We start from the raw sequence: 15,465 nt of genomic DNA, 5'->3' as shown, positions 1-15,465 counted from the left end.
AACCTCACCTAAAAGAAGGGCTGACGAATTGTCAGCCCTTGCGATTATAACGGGTCTACTTTAAGGCAGGAAACGGCATGGCGAAAACTTCCTTCCAGCACCGGTCGCGTTTGCGCGCATTCTGGCCCGGCTAGCGGACAGCGTGTACGGAACACGCAGCCGGAAGGCGGGTTAATGGGCGAAGGTAATTCGCCCTCCAGCAATTGTATCTTCTTATTTCGCTCCAGATCGGGATCGGGAATCGGTACCGCCGACATCAGCGCTTTGGTATAAGGATGCAGTGGATTATGGTACACCTCATCATAGGTGCCCAATTCTACCGCATGACCGAGATACATCACCAGGACACGATCGGATATGTGCTTTACGACCGCCAGATCGTGCGCAATAAAAATCAACGACAGCCCCATCTCTCGCTGTAACTGCTGGAGCAAATTCACCACCTGCGCCTGAATAGAAACGTCCAGCGCCGACACCGGCTCATCGCAAATAATGAGCTTAGGTTCCAGGATCAATGCCCGGGCGATACCGATGCGCTGGCACTGCCCCCCGGAAAATTCATGGGGATAACGGTTGATGAGGTTCGGCAACAGCCCCACTTTCAGCATCATGGCTTTCACGCGGTCACGCACGTCCTGGCGCGAAAGTTTAGGATGATAAGTGCGCAGCGGTTCAGCGATAATTTCGCCAATCGTCATTCGCGGATTGAGTGACGCCAGCGGGTCCTGGAAAATCATCTGGATATCGCTGCGCACCTCGCGCCACTCATCCGCTTTCATGCCCAGCAGATCTTTTCCCAGCCAGGCGACTTTACCATCTGTCGCCTTCACCAGACCAATAATGGCGCGCGCAAACGTCGACTTGCCGCAGCCGGATTCGCCCACCACGCCCAGCGTTTCGCCTTCATACAGGCGTAGCGTAACGCCGTCCACCGCTTTCAGAGTTTTCGGCGGTTGCCAGAACCACTGCTTCCCTTCTTTGATATCAAAATGTACTTTCAGATCGGCGATTTCGAGGAGAACTTTACGTTGTTCAATCACAGCATTCATAGCAGTTCCTCCACCGGTTTAAAACAGGCGCGCAAGCGACCAGGACTGAACGCTTCAAGTGGTGGCGCATTATTGCAGATCTCCATCGCATGAGGACAACGCGGCTGGAATGGACAACCTTTAGGCAAACGCAATAAATTGGGAGGATTGCCCGGAATCGTCAGCATTTCCGCCCCCTCGCTATCCAGACGCGGCACCGCATTAAGCAGGCCTATCGAATACGGATGGACGGGCTGATAAAAAACATCGCGCGCCTTACCGTATTCCATGGTACGCCCGGCATACATTACCAGGACCTTATCGCAAATACCCGCGACCACGCCCAGATCGTGGGTAATCATGATAATGGCGGTATTAAATTCGCGCTTTAGCTCATTAAGCAAGGTCATAATCTGCGCCTGCACGGTAACATCAAGCGCGGTGGTAGGCTCATCGGCAATAAGCAGTTTCGGCCTGCACAACAGCGCCATCGCAATCATCACACGTTGACGCATTCCGCCGGAAAATTCGTGCGGGTACATTTTCATCCGTTTGCGCGCTTCCGGCATTTTTACGGCATCCAGCATTCTGACGGACTCTTCAAAAGCTTCCGCTTTGCTCATTCCTTTATGCAGCATCAGGACTTCCATTAACTGCTCCCCAACGCGCATATAAGGATTTAGCGAGGTCATCGGGTCCTGAAAAATCATCGAAATCTGTTCTGCGCGCAGCGTATTCAGTTCGCGCTCAGGTAGATTAAGAATTTCACGTCCGTTGAAGGTCGCAGAACCGCCGATTCGACCATTCGTCGCCAGCAATCCCATTAATGCGAACGCCGTTTGCGATTTCCCCGATCCAGACTCGCCAACAATACCTAACGTTTCTCCAGCGCGAAGCGTAAAGTTCAGATCGTTGACCGCCGTCACATCGCCATCAGGCGTAGCGAACGTAACACGAAGATCGTTTACCTCCAGCAGTACATTCGCCGGTTGCGGCGCCTGAGTTGCGGTTTCTGATAAGCTCATGGCTGTACTCCTTAACGATCTTTCGGGTCGAGGGCATCACGCAGGCCATCGCCAATAAAGTTAAAACAGAATAACGTCACCACGAGAAAGCCAGCCGGAAACAGCAGCAGCCACGGTGAGACTTCCATTGAATTTGCGCCATCGCTCAACAACGCTCCCCAACTGCTTAACGGTTCCTGCGTCCCAAGCCCCAGGAAACTGAGGAAAGACTCAAACAGAATCATGCTGGGCACCAGCAACGATGCATACACTACCACTACGCCCAGGACGTTAGGCACAATATGGCGGATCACAATGCTGGCGGTCGACACACCTCCCACCTGCGCAGCTTCGATGAACTCTTTACGTTTAAGACTTAGGGTTTGGCCACGCACGATACGCGCCATATCAAGCCAGGAGACCATGCCGATAGCGACGAAAATCAACAGAATGTTCTGCCCAAAAAACGTCACCAGCAAAATCACAAAGAACATAAACGGGAACGAGTTGAGGATCTCCAACAAACGCATCATCACAGAATCAATTTTGCCGCCCAGATAGCCGGACAGCGAGCCATACAGCGTTCCGACAATGACCGCCACCAGCGCGGCGGCAATCCCGACCATTAATGAGATACGCCCGCCGATGGCAACGCGCACCAACAGATCGCGCCCAGAAGAGTCAGTGCCGAAATAGTGACCGGACGCCATATCCGGCGCGCTGGACATCATGCCCCAGTCGGTATCGAAATAGGTAAATTGCGACAGCATAGGCGCCACTGTCACGAACAGGGCTATCAGAAACAGGACAATAAGACTGGCCACCGCCGCACGGTTATGCATAAAGCGCCGACGGGCATCTTGCCAAAGGCTGCGACCTTCCACCTCCAGCTTTTCACTGAAATTTTCCAGCGTCTCGCTGTTTTTCTTACTTAACATCATCGCGAGCTCCAGTATCAATAGCGAATTTTCGGGTCGATAACGGCATAGAGCACATCGACAATGGCGTTAAATAATATGGTCAGCGCCCCGACCAGAATGGTCAAACTTAACACCAGCGAGTAATCGCGGTTGAGCGCGCCATTAACGAAAAGCTGCCCAATGCCCGGTAAGCCATAAATAGTTTCAATCACCATTGAGCCGGTAATAATGCCGACAAAGGCTGGCCCCATATAGGATAAAACCGGCAGCAGCGCAGGTTTTAACGCATGGCGGAAGATGATTCTGCGCATCGGTAATCCTTTTGCCCGCGCGGTACGAATAAAGTTCGAATGCAGAACTTCAATCATTGAGCCGCGCGTAATACGAGCGATGCTGGCAATATAGGCCAGTGAAAGCGCGACCATCGGCAGGATCATAAATTTTAACGCCCCGCCGTTCCAGCCGCCGCCAGGCAGCCATTGCAAGGTTATTGCAAAGACCATCACCAGTAGCGGCGCTACCACAAAACTGGGGATAACGACGCCGGTCATGGCAAATCCCATCACCGTATAATCCCATCGCGTATTTTGCTTTAGCGCGGCAATCACGCCAGCACTGACACCAATAATGACCGCCAGCAAAAAAGCGGCAGCGCCAAGTTTCGCCGAAACGGGGAAGCTGGCGGCAACCAGATCGTTGACCGTGTAATCTTTGTATTTAAACGATGGTCCAAAATCGCCATGCGCCAGCTGCTTCAGGTAGCTGAAGTACTGCGTCATGATGGGATCGTTCAGATGATATTTTGCTTCAATATTGGCCAGCACTTCCGGCGGCAATGCGCGCTCGCCAGTAAAAGGACTCCCCGGCGCGAGGCGCATCATAAAGAAAGAGATGGTAATAAGAATAAACAGCGTCGGAATCGCTTCCAGACAGCGGCGTAGAATAAATTTCAACATTGCCCGTACCTTCTGGCCTGTGCCTTTACTTCCCGGACGTGACAAACAGATCCGCCAGGGAAAGTTATAGTGCGATGAAAAAAGACACCATGGGACAACCGCAGTTGTCCCATGTCTTGCCATTAATGTTTGATAATATATAAGTTTTTCACATAAATATTATCCAGCGGGTCTTTACCGGTATACCCGCCCACCCAGGGTTTCACCAGGCGCGCGTTAACGTAGTAATACACCGGCACAATAGCCGAGTCTTTATCTAACTGCTGCTCCGCTTTAGCGTAGAGTTCGCTGCGCTGCGTATCGTCCGCCACTTTCAGCGTGTCGGCAATCAGCTTATCAAACGCCGGGCTCTTATAATGCGCGGTGTTATTTGAACTGTCGGACAACATGGTATTCAGGAACGAGGTCGGTTCATTATAATCTGCGCACCACCCGGCTCTGGCAACATCAAAGGTGCCCTGATGACGGGTATCCAGGAAGGTTTTCCATTCCTGATTCTCCAGATTCACATTGACGCCCAGATTTTTCTTCCAGATAGACGCCACGGCAATGGCCAGTTTTTTATGCAGATCGGAGGTGTTATACAGCAGGTCGAATGTTAAGGGCTTATCCGCCGTAAAGCCGGCTTCAGCCAACAATTTCTTCGCTTCTTCATTACGCTTTTGCTGGGACCATTTGAACCACTCAGGCTCTACCAGTTTTGCGCCATCGGTATACGGCGGCGTGTAGCTATAAGCGGGTAAATCGCCCTGATTTTTAACCTTATTAACAATAATGTCGCGATCTAACGCCAGTTTCAGCGCGGTACGCACGCGGACATCGTTAAACGGCGCTTTTTGATTATTAATTTCGTAATAATAGGTACACAAATAAGGGTCTACGCGGACTTCATTCGGGATCTCTTTTTTCAGTTTCTGGAATAATTCGATCGGCATATTGTTATAAGTCATATCGATCTCGCCGCTGCGGTAGCGGTTGACATCCGTCACCTCCGAAGAGATAGGCAAATAAGTTACCTGATTGATGACGGTTTTGTCGTTATCCCAGTATTGCGGGTTACGCTCCAGCACGATACGTTCGTTCACCACCCAGTTTTTTAACTTATAAGCGCCGTTAGTGACAATATTGGCCGGTTGTGTCCACTTATCGCCAAATTTTTCGACCGCTGATTTCGGTACAGGAGACACTGAAGGGTGGACCAACAATTTGTAGAAATAAGGCACCGGCTCACTTAAGGTCACTTCAAAGGTGTGATCATCAAGCGCTTTTACCCCCAGATCGGTGGCGGGTTTTTTACCGGCGATAATGTCATCGATATTAGCGATATGACCGTATTGCAGATAGCTGGCGTACGGCGATGCCGTATTAGGATCGGCCAGGCGTTGCCAGCTATAAACGAAATCATGGGCGGTGACGGGCGTACCATCTGACCATTTCGCATTTTCACGTAGATGGAATGTCCAGACTTTAAAATCTTTATTTTCCCATTTTTCCGCGACGCCCGGTGAAGGATGCCCCTCGACATCACTAATTAATAAGCCTTCGAAGAGGTCACGGCTGACGTTCGATTCCGGCACGCCTTCAATTTTATGCGGGTCGAGAGACTGCACTTCTGATCCGTTATTACGTACCAACGTTTGCTTGTCGGCTAACTGAACGCCGGCGGGCACGTCTGCCGCAGTCGCGGCGCTGGCGGCGATGAGCGCAGTGAGTATTCCCGCTGCAATCAAACTTTTTTTCGTGATGTTAGACATTGTGTTTGTACTCCACTCATTATAATTACTGGTTTTTACCAGCCTGTTTAATCCCGTCAGGGTTCCTGTGCAGCACTGGTGGTGTACTGCCAGGTCTGTCACTGCTTTTGCTATCACCGACTTTATTTATTCTGACGATTCGTTCGATCGCCTTTCGTCGATTCGGTATACGACGTACCTGCCCACGTCGCACGTTATTTCTGACAACCATCTAAATGAAAATAGTTATCAACAATGTGAAATCTTCTGCAAAATGTTTGGCCGAAAAGTATCAAATGCGTTTCTGAACCGCCAATTCATTTTACAATTTTGTTAACCAATTCTCTTTTATGGAAAATTTCCTGCCCAGAAAAACAGTTAAAAAATGTTAAAAAGCTTTAATTTATTCCTTACAATCAATAAGTTGAAAGAAAAATATCTCTCTGTCGCATCGTAGGTTATGCCTGCGCCAGAAAACACACACAAATTTAACAAATGCTCATTATTTAGCACATTCATCTACGATGGAGCTGAAACAACTAATAACATTTCAATAATCCTTCATCAAGCCCCAGAGTATGGTGTGAATAAAATAACAGACCTACCGCTTCTCACGGTCTCAGTAATGTTCATAATAGATTGATTAATAAAAATAAATAGCGTTAAATTATATTAGTATTTTTTATCATTTAAACGCTGAATGCTTATCAAAGTAAGAAGTGTTACGTGGGAATGTCACTGGGAATGTCACAAGGCGGCCCCCTTAGGGCGCCGCCTGTAAATCAACAGGTGGGAGTTTAGTTGAGCAAGCCGGGGAAAATGCCTTTTATTCCTGTGACAATAAATTCGATGCCGAGCGCCATTAACAACAACCCCATGATTCGGGTAATAACGTTGATACCGGTTTGCCCCAGCAAACGAACCAGCCACGGCGCCATACGGAACACGCCCCAGCAGCAAAGCGCAAAAAGCGCAATGGCAACTGAAAAGCCAAGCAAATGCGCGATGCTGTGATAACGCGTCCCCCAGACGATAGTGGAGCTAATCGCCCCTGGCCCCGCCATTAACGGCAGCGCTAACGGCACAACGCCAATGCTCTCGCGTATGGCCGTCTCTGACTTTTCTTGCTTGTTTTGTTTATCTTCCCCCAGCTTCCCGCTGATCATCGACATTGCAATGGTGACAACCAGGATACCGCCCGCAATTCTGAACGAATCAATAGAAATACCAAACAGCTGCAGGATGCCATCGCCGAGGAATAAGGAACTCCACAAGATAATCGCAACCGACAGATTCGCGGTGAGGTTAGTTTTATTACGCGCCGTGGCCGTCTGGTAGCTGGTCATGCTGATGAAAACAGGGATAATCCCCACCGGGTTAACCAGCGCAAAGAGCCCGATAAAGAACTTAAAGTAAACAGGAAAATCAAAAAGCGGTTGAATCACGGTTAGCTCCGAAGCGTTAGCCGGATGAAGTCAATGTTCGTTAATGATCAAAACGCGCAGAAGATACGCCTTTTATTCGCATAGTTCACCTCTTATCTACACCTAATTTCATCCATTCATCGCTGTTATTTATATGTACTCGTTATGCTAATCCACTCACTCTTCATGACAACGATTTCTTAACAATTTACATAAAAGGCTAAAATGGCCTGCTGAAAGGTGTCAGCTTTGCGTAATCTTGATTTAGATCACACAATCGCTACTCAGAAGTGAGTAATCTTGCTTACGCCACCTGGACGTAACGCGTTAGAGTTAAATGATACTAACGCAGAAGCTCTTTTAGTAAATCAGAGCGAAACGGACGTTAAGTAACCACCTGAATTTCAGGCATTTATACAAAGTATCGTCGATCTGTCTATACTCACGTATCGCGCAGATGATTTACTAAAAAAGTTTAACATTATCAGGAGAGCATTATGGCTGTTACTAATGTCGCTGAACTTAACGCACTCGTAGAGCGTGTAAAAAAAGCCCAGCGTGAATATGCCAGTTTCACTCAAGAACAGGTCGACAAAATCTTCCGCGCCGCCGCTCTGGCAGCCGCTGATGCCCGCATTCCGCTGGCCAAAATGGCCGTCGCCGAATCCGGTATGGGTATCGTGGAAGACAAAGTGATTAAAAACCACTTCGCTTCTGAATATATTTACAATGCCTATAAAGATGAAAAAACCTGCGGCGTGCTGTCTGAAGACGACACCTTCGGAACCATCACCATTGCTGAACCTATCGGCATTATTTGCGGTATCGTTCCAACCACTAACCCGACCTCTACCGCGATCTTCAAATCGCTGATTAGCCTGAAGACCCGTAACGCCATCATCTTTTCTCCGCATCCGCGCGCTAAAGAAGCAACCAACAAAGCGGCAGACATCGTTCTGCAAGCGGCTATCGCTGCCGGCGCGCCGAAAGATCTGATTGGCTGGATCGATCAACCTTCCGTAGAACTGTCTAATGCGCTGATGCACCACCCGGATATCAACCTGATCCTCGCCACTGGCGGTCCAGGCATGGTTAAAGCAGCATACAGCTCCGGTAAACCTGCTATCGGCGTAGGCGCAGGCAACACCCCGGTTGTCATTGATGAAACCGCGGATATCAAACGCGCTGTGGCGTCTGTTCTGATGTCTAAAACCTTCGATAACGGCGTAATCTGTGCTTCTGAACAGTCTGTTGTCGTTGTTGATTCCGTCTATGATGCCGTTCGCGAACGTTTCGCCAGCCACGGCGGCTACATGCTGCAGGGCCAGGAGCTGAAAGCGGTTCAAAACGTTATCCTGAAAAATGGCGCTCTGAACGCCGCTATCGTCGGCCAGCCAGCCTACAAAATCGCTGAACTGGCAGGCTTCTCCGTACCAGAAACCACCAAGATTCTGATCGGTGAAGTTACGGTCGTTGACGAAAGCGAACCGTTCGCACACGAAAAACTGTCTCCGACTCTGGCGATGTATCGTGCGAAAGATTTCGAAGAAGCGGTAGAAAAAGCAGAAAAACTGGTCGCTATGGGCGGTATCGGTCACACCTCCTGCCTGTACACTGACCAGGATAACCAGCCAGAACGCGTTGCTTACTTCGGTCAGATGATGAAAACCGCGCGTATCCTGATCAACACCCCGGCCTCTCAGGGTGGTATCGGTGACCTGTACAACTTCAAACTCGCACCTTCCCTGACGTTGGGTTGTGGTTCCTGGGGTGGTAACTCCATCTCTGAAAACGTTGGTCCGAAACACCTGATCAACAAGAAAACCGTTGCTAAGCGAGCTGAAAACATGTTGTGGCACAAACTTCCGAAATCTATCTACTTCCGCCGTGGCTCTCTGCCCATCGCGCTGGATGAAGTGATTACTGATGGTCACAAACGTGCGCTCATCGTGACTGACCGCTTCCTGTTCAACAACGGCTACGCAGACCAGATCACCTCTGTGCTGAAAGCGGCTGGCGTTGAAACCGAAGTCTTCTTCGAAGTTGAAGCCGACCCGACGCTTTCCGTTGTTCGCAAAGGCGCTGAGCTGGCTAACTCCTTCAAACCAGACGTGATCATCGCGCTGGGCGGTGGTTCCCCGATGGACGCCGCGAAAATCATGTGGGTCATGTACGAACATCCGGAAACTCACTTCGAAGAGCTGGCGCTGCGCTTTATGGACATCCGTAAACGTATCTACAAGTTCCCGAAAATGGGCGTGAAAGCGAAAATGATCGCCGTCACCACCACTTCCGGTACCGGTTCTGAAGTCACACCGTTTGCGGTTGTGACCGACGATGCAACCGGTCAGAAATATCCGCTGGCTGACTACGCCCTGACCCCGGATATGGCGATTGTCGACGCCAACCTGGTGATGGATATGCCGAAGTCCCTGTGTGCGTTCGGTGGTCTGGATGCGGTAACTCACGCCCTGGAAGCTTACGTTTCCGTACTGGCTTCTGAGTTCTCTGACGGTCAGGCTCTGCAGGCTCTGAAACTGCTGAAAGAAAACCTGCCGGCGTCTTACCACGAAGGGTCTAAAAACCCGGTTGCGCGTGAACGTGTTCACAGTGCAGCGACTATCGCCGGTATCGCGTTTGCCAACGCCTTCCTCGGTGTATGTCACTCCATGGCGCACAAACTGGGCTCTCAGTTCCACATTCCGCACGGTCTGGCGAACGCCCTGCTGATTTGTAACGTTATCCGCTACAACGCGAATGACAACCCGACCAAGCAGACCGCTTTCAGCCAGTACGATCGTCCGCAGGCACGCCGTCGTTACGCTGAAATTGCTGACCACCTGGGCCTGAGCGCGCCGGGCGACCGTACCGCCGCTAAGATTGAAAAACTGCTGGCATGGCTGGAAAGCATTAAAGCTGAGCTGGGTATTCCTAAGTCTATCCGTGAAGCAGGCGTACAGGAAGCTGACTTCCTGGCACACGTTGACAAACTGTCTGAAGATGCCTTCGATGACCAGTGCACCGGCGCTAACCCACGTTATCCACTGATCTCCGAACTGAAACAGATTCTGCTGGATACCTACTACGGTCGTGATTTCACCGAAGGTGAAGTTGCAGCGAAGAAAGACGTCGTTGCCGCACCGAAAGCAGAGAAAAAAGCGAAAAAATCCGCTTAATTCGTTATCTGTTTTAGCATGACAATAACGGCCTCAATTGAGGCCGTTTTTTTGTTTTACCTGTTTATCTGATGCCTGAAGGCGCTATGCTGATCATCTGGCCTACGTGCTCACGGCACGCCCTTCGTCAGGAGGCCTGAATAATGACCTCCAAAGCGCTACAGGGCGTTTTATAAGCCGATCTTTACCTCAGGTATCATATGTGCCGATGACGCTCCTGAATCGCCGTCAGTGAGCCCTCCTCCAGCGCGTCCTTATAATGCTTACGGCAAACTGAAACGTAGCGTTCATTCCCGCCAATAACCACCTGTTCGCCTTCGTTATAAGGCCTGCCGTCCTGATCAAGGCGCAGAACCATACTGGCTTTACGACCGCAGAAACAGATAGTTTTTAATTCCACCAGCTTATCTGACCATGCCAGCAAGTATTGGCTGCCGACAAAGAGCTCCCCACGAAAGTCTGTTCGTAGCCCATAGCAAAGTACTGGAATATCTAATTTGTCGACAACCTCGGATAATTGATAAACCTGCTGGCGAGTCAAAAACTGGCTTTCGTCGACTAACACGCAATGTATTGTCTGCCGCGCGCTCTCGGCACGAATCTCTTCAAACAAGGATGTATTTTGGTTAAACAATTTTGCCGGCGACGACAAACCGATACGAGAGCTGACTTTGCCTGCGCCGAAACGATCATCGATTTCCGCCGTATATACGACGGTACGCATCCCGCGTTCCTGATAATTGTATGAAGATTGCAGCAGTGCAGTCGACTTACCCGCATTCATTGCCGAATAGTAGAAATATAGCTGTGCCATTGGTCGCAGGACCTCACCTGAGTGAAATAAAGATTGGCGGGATTGTACCATAATTTACCGACGCGACGGCGCGGCTCGCGCTCCGGTGAGTATTAAGAATTGTACAAACATCGCTCACTATACCCAAAATAATTCGCGTTGCTTAAAGGCGGCAAGGGAGTGAGTCCCCAGGAGCATAGATAACTATGTGACTGGAGTGAGCGAGCGTAGCCAACGCATAAGCAACTTGAAGTATGAAGGGTATATACACATTCCTTCACAAATTATGCCGTTAAAATTCATCAACAATGCTTATCATCACCCGCCAATATGAAAACCTTGTACTTATTGTTACCGTTACTCATACCCGGTGCAAAGTAATAGGGTTTTCTTGTAAGGAAATCTAATACAAGAGATTGATATCTCAGCAATGAGATCGTATTTCATCATGATAAAATGTGACCTGACTCCTAAATTTTTAGCGACAGACGGTGAGTATCCCCCCTGCCAATAAGCTCTTTTTTGTGCGGCGCCTCAAGGAAAATTTAAGTTGAGATAATTAAAACGTGTGCTTAATAAAGCGTAATTTTGAATTCCTTACATTCCTGGCTATTGCACAACTGAATTTATCGCTCTATTATTAGCTCAACAAACCACCCCAATATAAGTTTGAGATTACTACAATGAGCGAAGCACTTAAAATTCTGAACAACATCCGTACTCTTCGTGCGCAGGCAAGAGAATGTACTCTGGAAACGCTTGAAGAAATGCTGGAAAAATTAGAAGTTGTCGTTAATGAGCGTCGTGAAGAAGAAAGCGCTGCTGCTGCTGAAGTGGAAGAACGCACTCGTAAACTGCAACAGTATCGTGAAATGTTAATTGCCGACGGCATTGACCCGAATGAACTGCTGAATAGCATGGCTGCCGCTAAATCCGGCACCAAAGCTAAACGCGCAGCTCGTCCGGCTAAATATAGCTACGTTGACGAAAACGGTGAAACTAAAACCTGGACTGGCCAGGGTCGTACACCGGCTGTAATCAAAAAAGCAATGGAAGAACAAGGTAAGCAACTGGAAGATTTCCTGATCAAGGAATAATTTACTTCCTGGATGCTTAAAATCCCGCCGCTGGCGGGATTTTTTTTGCCTGAGTTCTCCGCTGACGACCCCAGGCATAAAAAAAGCGCCGGATTTACCAGCGCTTCTGTTAAAAAATTTATAACGTATCGTTACTTCTTAATACCCATTTCTTCTTCAAGCCAGGCTTTAAATTCAGCACCCAGCGAATTATGACGGATGCCATATTCAACGAATGCCTGCATATATCCTAACTTATTACCACAGTCATGGCTTTTACCCTTCATGTGGTAGGCTTCAACCGTTTCTTTTTCGATCAGCATATCGATAGCATCGGTCAACTGAATTTCATCCCCGGCGCCCGGAGGGGTTTTCGCCAGCAACGCCCAGATATCCGCGCTCAACACATAACGCCCGACAATCGCAAGGTTAGACGGCGCGACATCCGCTTTTGGTTTTTCAACCACGCCAACCATCGGCACACTTTCGCCCGGCGCCAGCTCAACGCCTTTGCAATCTACCACGCCGTATGCAGTCACATCTTCTACCGGCTCAACCATAATCTGGCTATTGCCGGTTTCGTCGAAACGGCGGATCATTTCAGCCAGGTTATCCTGAGACAGGTCGGACTCATATTCGTCAAGAATAACGTCTGGCAGAATAACAGCGACAGGTTCGTTTCCGACAACGGGATGCGCGCACAATACGGCATGGCCCAGGCCTTTTGCCAGCCCTTGACGTACCTGCATAATAGTGACATGCGGAGGGCAAATAGACTGAACCTCCTCCAGAAGCTGACGCTTAACGCGTTTTTCCAGCATCGCTTCCAGCTCAAAACTGGTATCAAAGTGGTTTTCAATAGAGTTTTTAGACGAGTGCGTAACAAGCACGATTTCAGTAATGCCAGCAGCGATACATTCGTTCACGACGTACTGAATTAATGGCTTATCAACCAGCGGCAGCATCTCTTTCGGGATAGCTTTGGTCGCTGGCAGCATCCTGGTTCCCAATCCCGCGACCGGGATAACGGCTTTTTTGACTTTCGAATTAAGGGCAGCCATTTAAAATTCTCCTGGACTGTTCATGTATTGAACGTGTTCATTAATCTGTATCGTGTTCCAGTATATCAGTACCAGAACAAGCCTCAGGTCCAAAAAGGACTTATATTGGTATAATTAAGACAAATACTTATAAATCTGCCGCAGATAGTAACACTCGTCGGGAAAGGCCGGTAAAGCAATTTCCGCTCACTCTTCCGTTTGGTCATTCCGCAGACAACATCAATCGCAGACGCCCTCCTGCGCCCCATATTTGACACTGCCACGAGTCGCAACGCTGGCTTAATTGGTTAAGGTAGGCGTTACCCAATGTTCCTAGCGGCACGCCGCTGCTAATTTGAACCTGATGAGCGCCCGTATTTAAGGTGGCGTTCAATCCGGCGGAGACGAGAATCAAATTTTTGAGCTCACTGTGATAGTAGCCGACAAATAGTGGGAATTGCCCAGGTAAATTGGCTTGTCTGAGCAGATGATTTACCTGTTTTAATAGCGCGCCTAACTCCGGTAAACGGTGCTTTTGTTGGCCTAGCTGATCCTGCAATAAGCCGTTAAATAGCGCCCGCAGCAACAATGCGGCTAACACGCCGTTATCGCCCGCCCGGGTGACATCCAGGCAATAAAATGCCAGTTCGTTATCAGATAGCGGCGCAATATCCAGCACCAGTCCAGGCTGATCGGCGGAGACGAGCTGCCGGTAATTAATGCGGCAATGAGAAATCACCTGCTGTACCGGGGGCTGCAATTCCTGCAACAATTGCGCTGCGGCGGTCGGATTACTCACCATTGCATCCCAGTCACGAAACAGGCGTTCTTCTTCTTCAACCCGCGAGTTAAACATATTAGGGTATAAGCAAGCGAATACGGTTTCCCGCAAGCGGTTGAGATCTTTTACCGGCTTCAGCAAGACATCTTCAACCCCAAGGCGTAACGCTTTGGCGATATCCGCCATATTTTCTGTTGCGGAAATAACCAGAATAGGCGTCTGGTCTCCGCGATTACGTAAGTTTTCTACCAGTTTGAGACCGTTCATTCTCGGCATCGCGATATCACATATCATGAGATCAGGGGTAAAACGCCCCATCAACTCCAGGGCATCCACCCCGTCGCCTGCCAATGCCGTTGTCGCTCCCAAAGAGGAAAACCACGAATCCAGAAGCGAGCGAAATACAGGCTCGTCTTCAACAATAAGAATCTGTTTTCCGACCAATGGCTGCGTCATGTTCTCTCCCCTGACTGGCTTTAATCAATAGTGGCATGGTATTGCCGCTTGCGCCTGTCAGAATTTGCTTAAGTGATCGTAAAAGGTACATTAAACGTCGGTACGCACCAAGGGTATAAGTTCGTCCATCTTTTTCTCTACGGCTAACTGACCCGCCGCAATAGCGGCATGGGCGCGATGAAAATCCAGCGTAGAGATTTGCGGACAGAATGGTTGAATGAGAATATCAGGCGGATCGCCAGCCATACGGTTACGTTTAAGACGATTTTCCAACACCTGGATGGAGGTTGTCATGATTTCCATTGCCCCAGGCGAACTCACGCCACGGCGTGAAGTCAGGCTACTGAAACGTTCTTTTAAACGCTTATGCCAGGGCAGCGCATCATCGCTCTCTTCATTGATATTCCCGACATTTACAGAGAGCAAATCTTGCTGCATGAGGTGGGCATCATGTTGCAGGTCTACCGCAATAACGATATCAGCCCCCAGCGCCCTGGTTAACGAAACAGGTACCGGATTAACGACTGCGCCATCTACCAGCCAGTAACCGTTATGCTCAACCGGAGACATCAGCCCTGGCATACTGCACGACGCGCGTACGGCAAGGTGTAGATCGCCTTCAGTAAACCATAGCTCTCGTCCAGTGCTAAGATTCGTCGCGACTGCGCCAAAACGTCTTGAACAGTGGTCAAAATCCGTGACGGGCATAATATCCCGATAGTGATTAAATACGCGTTCGCCGCGAAGCAACCCTCCTCTGCCCCAGGATACATCCATCAGGCGTAAAACATCCCAGTAGCGGAATGAACATACCCACTGTTCAAGCGCCGATAATTTATTACAGGCATACGCGGCGCCGACCAGTGAACCTATTGAGCATCCTGCAACGATATCAATATCGATGCCTGCTTGCTTGAGGGCTTTGATGACCCCAATATGAGACCATCCTCTCGCTGCGCCAGATCCCAGCGCCAGCCCTATTTTCATTTTTCTCATCGTACTTAACGACTTCCCCTGGCTTCAAGACGTAGCAACATCGCCACTGCTCAGTTAACATAATGCCACCCTGGCGTTCAAC

At 49.4% G+C, this 15,465-nt stretch carries 12 protein-coding genes; 2 read left to right on the top strand and 10 right to left on the bottom strand.

What is annotated here, in order from left to right:
- Positions 1-44 precede the first annotated feature (44 nt).
- The 6 genes from oppF to ACH0VJ_RS00880 all read right to left on the bottom strand — a co-directional run bounded on the left by oppF (position 45) and on the right by ACH0VJ_RS00880 (position 7,086).
- Complete coding sequence (gene oppF / locus ACH0VJ_RS00905; RefSeq protein WP_000994698.1) at positions 45-1,049, bottom strand: murein tripeptide/oligopeptide ABC transporter ATP-binding protein OppF; 1,005 nt, start codon at positions 1,047-1,049, stop codon at positions 45-47.
- Entirely contained in the window at positions 1,046-2,053 is a 1,008-nt protein-coding gene (locus ACH0VJ_RS00900; protein ID WP_000058857.1) for an ABC transporter ATP-binding protein, read from the bottom strand. The genes oppF and ACH0VJ_RS00900 overlap by 4 nt, the downstream gene beginning before the upstream one ends.
- Before the next feature lie 11 nt (positions 2,054-2,064).
- A complete protein-coding gene (gene oppC, locus ACH0VJ_RS00895; RefSeq protein ID WP_000979653.1) occupies positions 2,065-2,973 on the bottom strand; it encodes an oligopeptide ABC transporter permease OppC in 909 nt (302 codons plus the stop codon).
- Positions 2,974-2,987: 14 nt separating this feature from the next.
- Positions 2,988-3,908, bottom strand: a complete 921-nt coding sequence (gene oppB, locus ACH0VJ_RS00890) for an oligopeptide ABC transporter permease OppB (RefSeq protein ID WP_000911097.1) — start codon at positions 3,906-3,908, stop codon at positions 2,988-2,990.
- Positions 3,909-4,030: 122 nt separating this feature from the next.
- Positions 4,031-5,662 (bottom strand): oligopeptide ABC transporter substrate-binding protein OppA, encoded by a 1,632-nt coding sequence (gene oppA / locus ACH0VJ_RS00885; protein ID WP_001527794.1) that lies wholly within the window; start codon positions 5,660-5,662, stop codon positions 4,031-4,033.
- 776 nt (positions 5,663-6,438) lie between these two features.
- Positions 6,439-7,086, bottom strand: a complete 648-nt coding sequence (locus ACH0VJ_RS00880; RefSeq protein WP_000615840.1) for a YchE family NAAT transporter — start codon at positions 7,084-7,086, stop codon at positions 6,439-6,441.
- Between the two features lie 476 nt (positions 7,087-7,562).
- Here ACH0VJ_RS00880 and adhE point away from each other — a divergent pair, with 476 nt between their 5' ends.
- Positions 7,563-10,241, top strand: a complete 2,679-nt coding sequence (adhE, locus tag ACH0VJ_RS00875; protein ID WP_000301678.1) for a bifunctional acetaldehyde-CoA/alcohol dehydrogenase — start codon at positions 7,563-7,565, stop codon at positions 10,239-10,241.
- Positions 10,242-10,437: 196 nt separating this feature from the next.
- Here adhE and tdk read toward each other — a convergent pair whose 3' ends face one another.
- Positions 10,438-11,055: a thymidine kinase gene (gene tdk / locus ACH0VJ_RS00870; protein WP_000068097.1), complete on the bottom strand. Its 618-nt coding sequence runs from the start codon at positions 11,053-11,055 to the stop codon at positions 10,438-10,440.
- 662 nt (positions 11,056-11,717) lie between these two features.
- Between tdk and hns the strand changes: the two genes are divergently transcribed.
- Positions 11,718-12,131, top strand: a complete 414-nt coding sequence (gene hns / locus ACH0VJ_RS00865; protein ID WP_001287383.1) for a histone-like nucleoid-structuring protein H-NS — start codon at positions 11,718-11,720, stop codon at positions 12,129-12,131.
- Between the two features lie 131 nt (positions 12,132-12,262).
- On the opposite strand, the gene galU is transcribed toward hns, so the two are convergent.
- The 3 genes from galU to rssA all read right to left on the bottom strand — a co-directional run bounded on the left by galU (position 12,263) and on the right by rssA (position 15,383).
- A complete protein-coding gene (gene galU, locus ACH0VJ_RS00860; protein WP_000729450.1) occupies positions 12,263-13,171 on the bottom strand; it encodes a UTP--glucose-1-phosphate uridylyltransferase GalU in 909 nt (302 codons plus the stop codon).
- Between the two features lie 202 nt (positions 13,172-13,373).
- Positions 13,374-14,387 carry a two-component system response regulator RssB gene (gene rssB / locus ACH0VJ_RS00855; protein ID WP_000193432.1) on the bottom strand — a complete coding sequence of 338 codons (1,014 nt, stop codon included), beginning with the start codon at positions 14,385-14,387 and terminating at the stop codon, positions 13,374-13,376.
- A 90-nt stretch (positions 14,388-14,477) separates the two neighbouring features.
- Positions 14,478-15,383 (bottom strand): patatin-like phospholipase RssA, encoded by a 906-nt coding sequence (gene rssA / locus ACH0VJ_RS00850; protein ID WP_001230572.1) that lies wholly within the window; start codon positions 15,381-15,383, stop codon positions 14,478-14,480.
- Positions 15,384-15,465 lie beyond the last annotated feature (82 nt).

Source organism: Salmonella sp. 2020_1459 (assembly GCF_043847915.1).
In the GTDB taxonomy this organism is placed as follows: domain Bacteria; phylum Pseudomonadota; class Gammaproteobacteria; order Enterobacterales; family Enterobacteriaceae; genus Salmonella; species Salmonella enterica.
This window is presented reverse-complemented; position numbering and strand designations above follow the sequence as displayed.

Excerpts from the sequence above, each read along its gene's own strand:
- oppF (WP_000994698.1), bottom strand. The coding sequence starts at position 1,049 with ATGAATGCTGTGATTGAACAACGTAAAGTTCTCCTCGAAATCGCCGAT.
- ACH0VJ_RS00900 (WP_000058857.1), bottom strand. The coding sequence starts at position 2,053 with ATGAGCTTATCAGAAACCGCAACTCAGGCGCCGCAACCGGCGAATGTA.
- oppC (WP_000979653.1), bottom strand. The coding sequence starts at position 2,973 with ATGATGTTAAGTAAGAAAAACAGCGAGACGCTGGAAAATTTCAGTGAA.
- oppB (WP_000911097.1), bottom strand. The coding sequence starts at position 3,908 with ATGTTGAAATTTATTCTACGCCGCTGTCTGGAAGCGATTCCGACGCTG.
- oppA (WP_001527794.1), bottom strand. The coding sequence starts at position 5,662 with ATGTCTAACATCACGAAAAAAAGTTTGATTGCAGCGGGAATACTCACT.
- adhE (WP_000301678.1), top strand. The coding sequence starts at position 7,563 with ATGGCTGTTACTAATGTCGCTGAACTTAACGCACTCGTAGAGCGTGTA.
- tdk (WP_000068097.1), bottom strand. The coding sequence starts at position 11,055 with ATGGCACAGCTATATTTCTACTATTCGGCAATGAATGCGGGTAAGTCG.
- hns (WP_001287383.1), top strand. The coding sequence starts at position 11,718 with ATGAGCGAAGCACTTAAAATTCTGAACAACATCCGTACTCTTCGTGCG.
- galU (WP_000729450.1), bottom strand. The coding sequence starts at position 13,171 with ATGGCTGCCCTTAATTCGAAAGTCAAAAAAGCCGTTATCCCGGTCGCG.
- rssB (WP_000193432.1), bottom strand. The coding sequence starts at position 14,387 with ATGACGCAGCCATTGGTCGGAAAACAGATTCTTATTGTTGAAGACGAG.
- rssA (WP_001230572.1), bottom strand. The coding sequence starts at position 15,383 with ATGAGAAAAATGAAAATAGGGCTGGCGCTGGGATCTGGCGCAGCGAGA.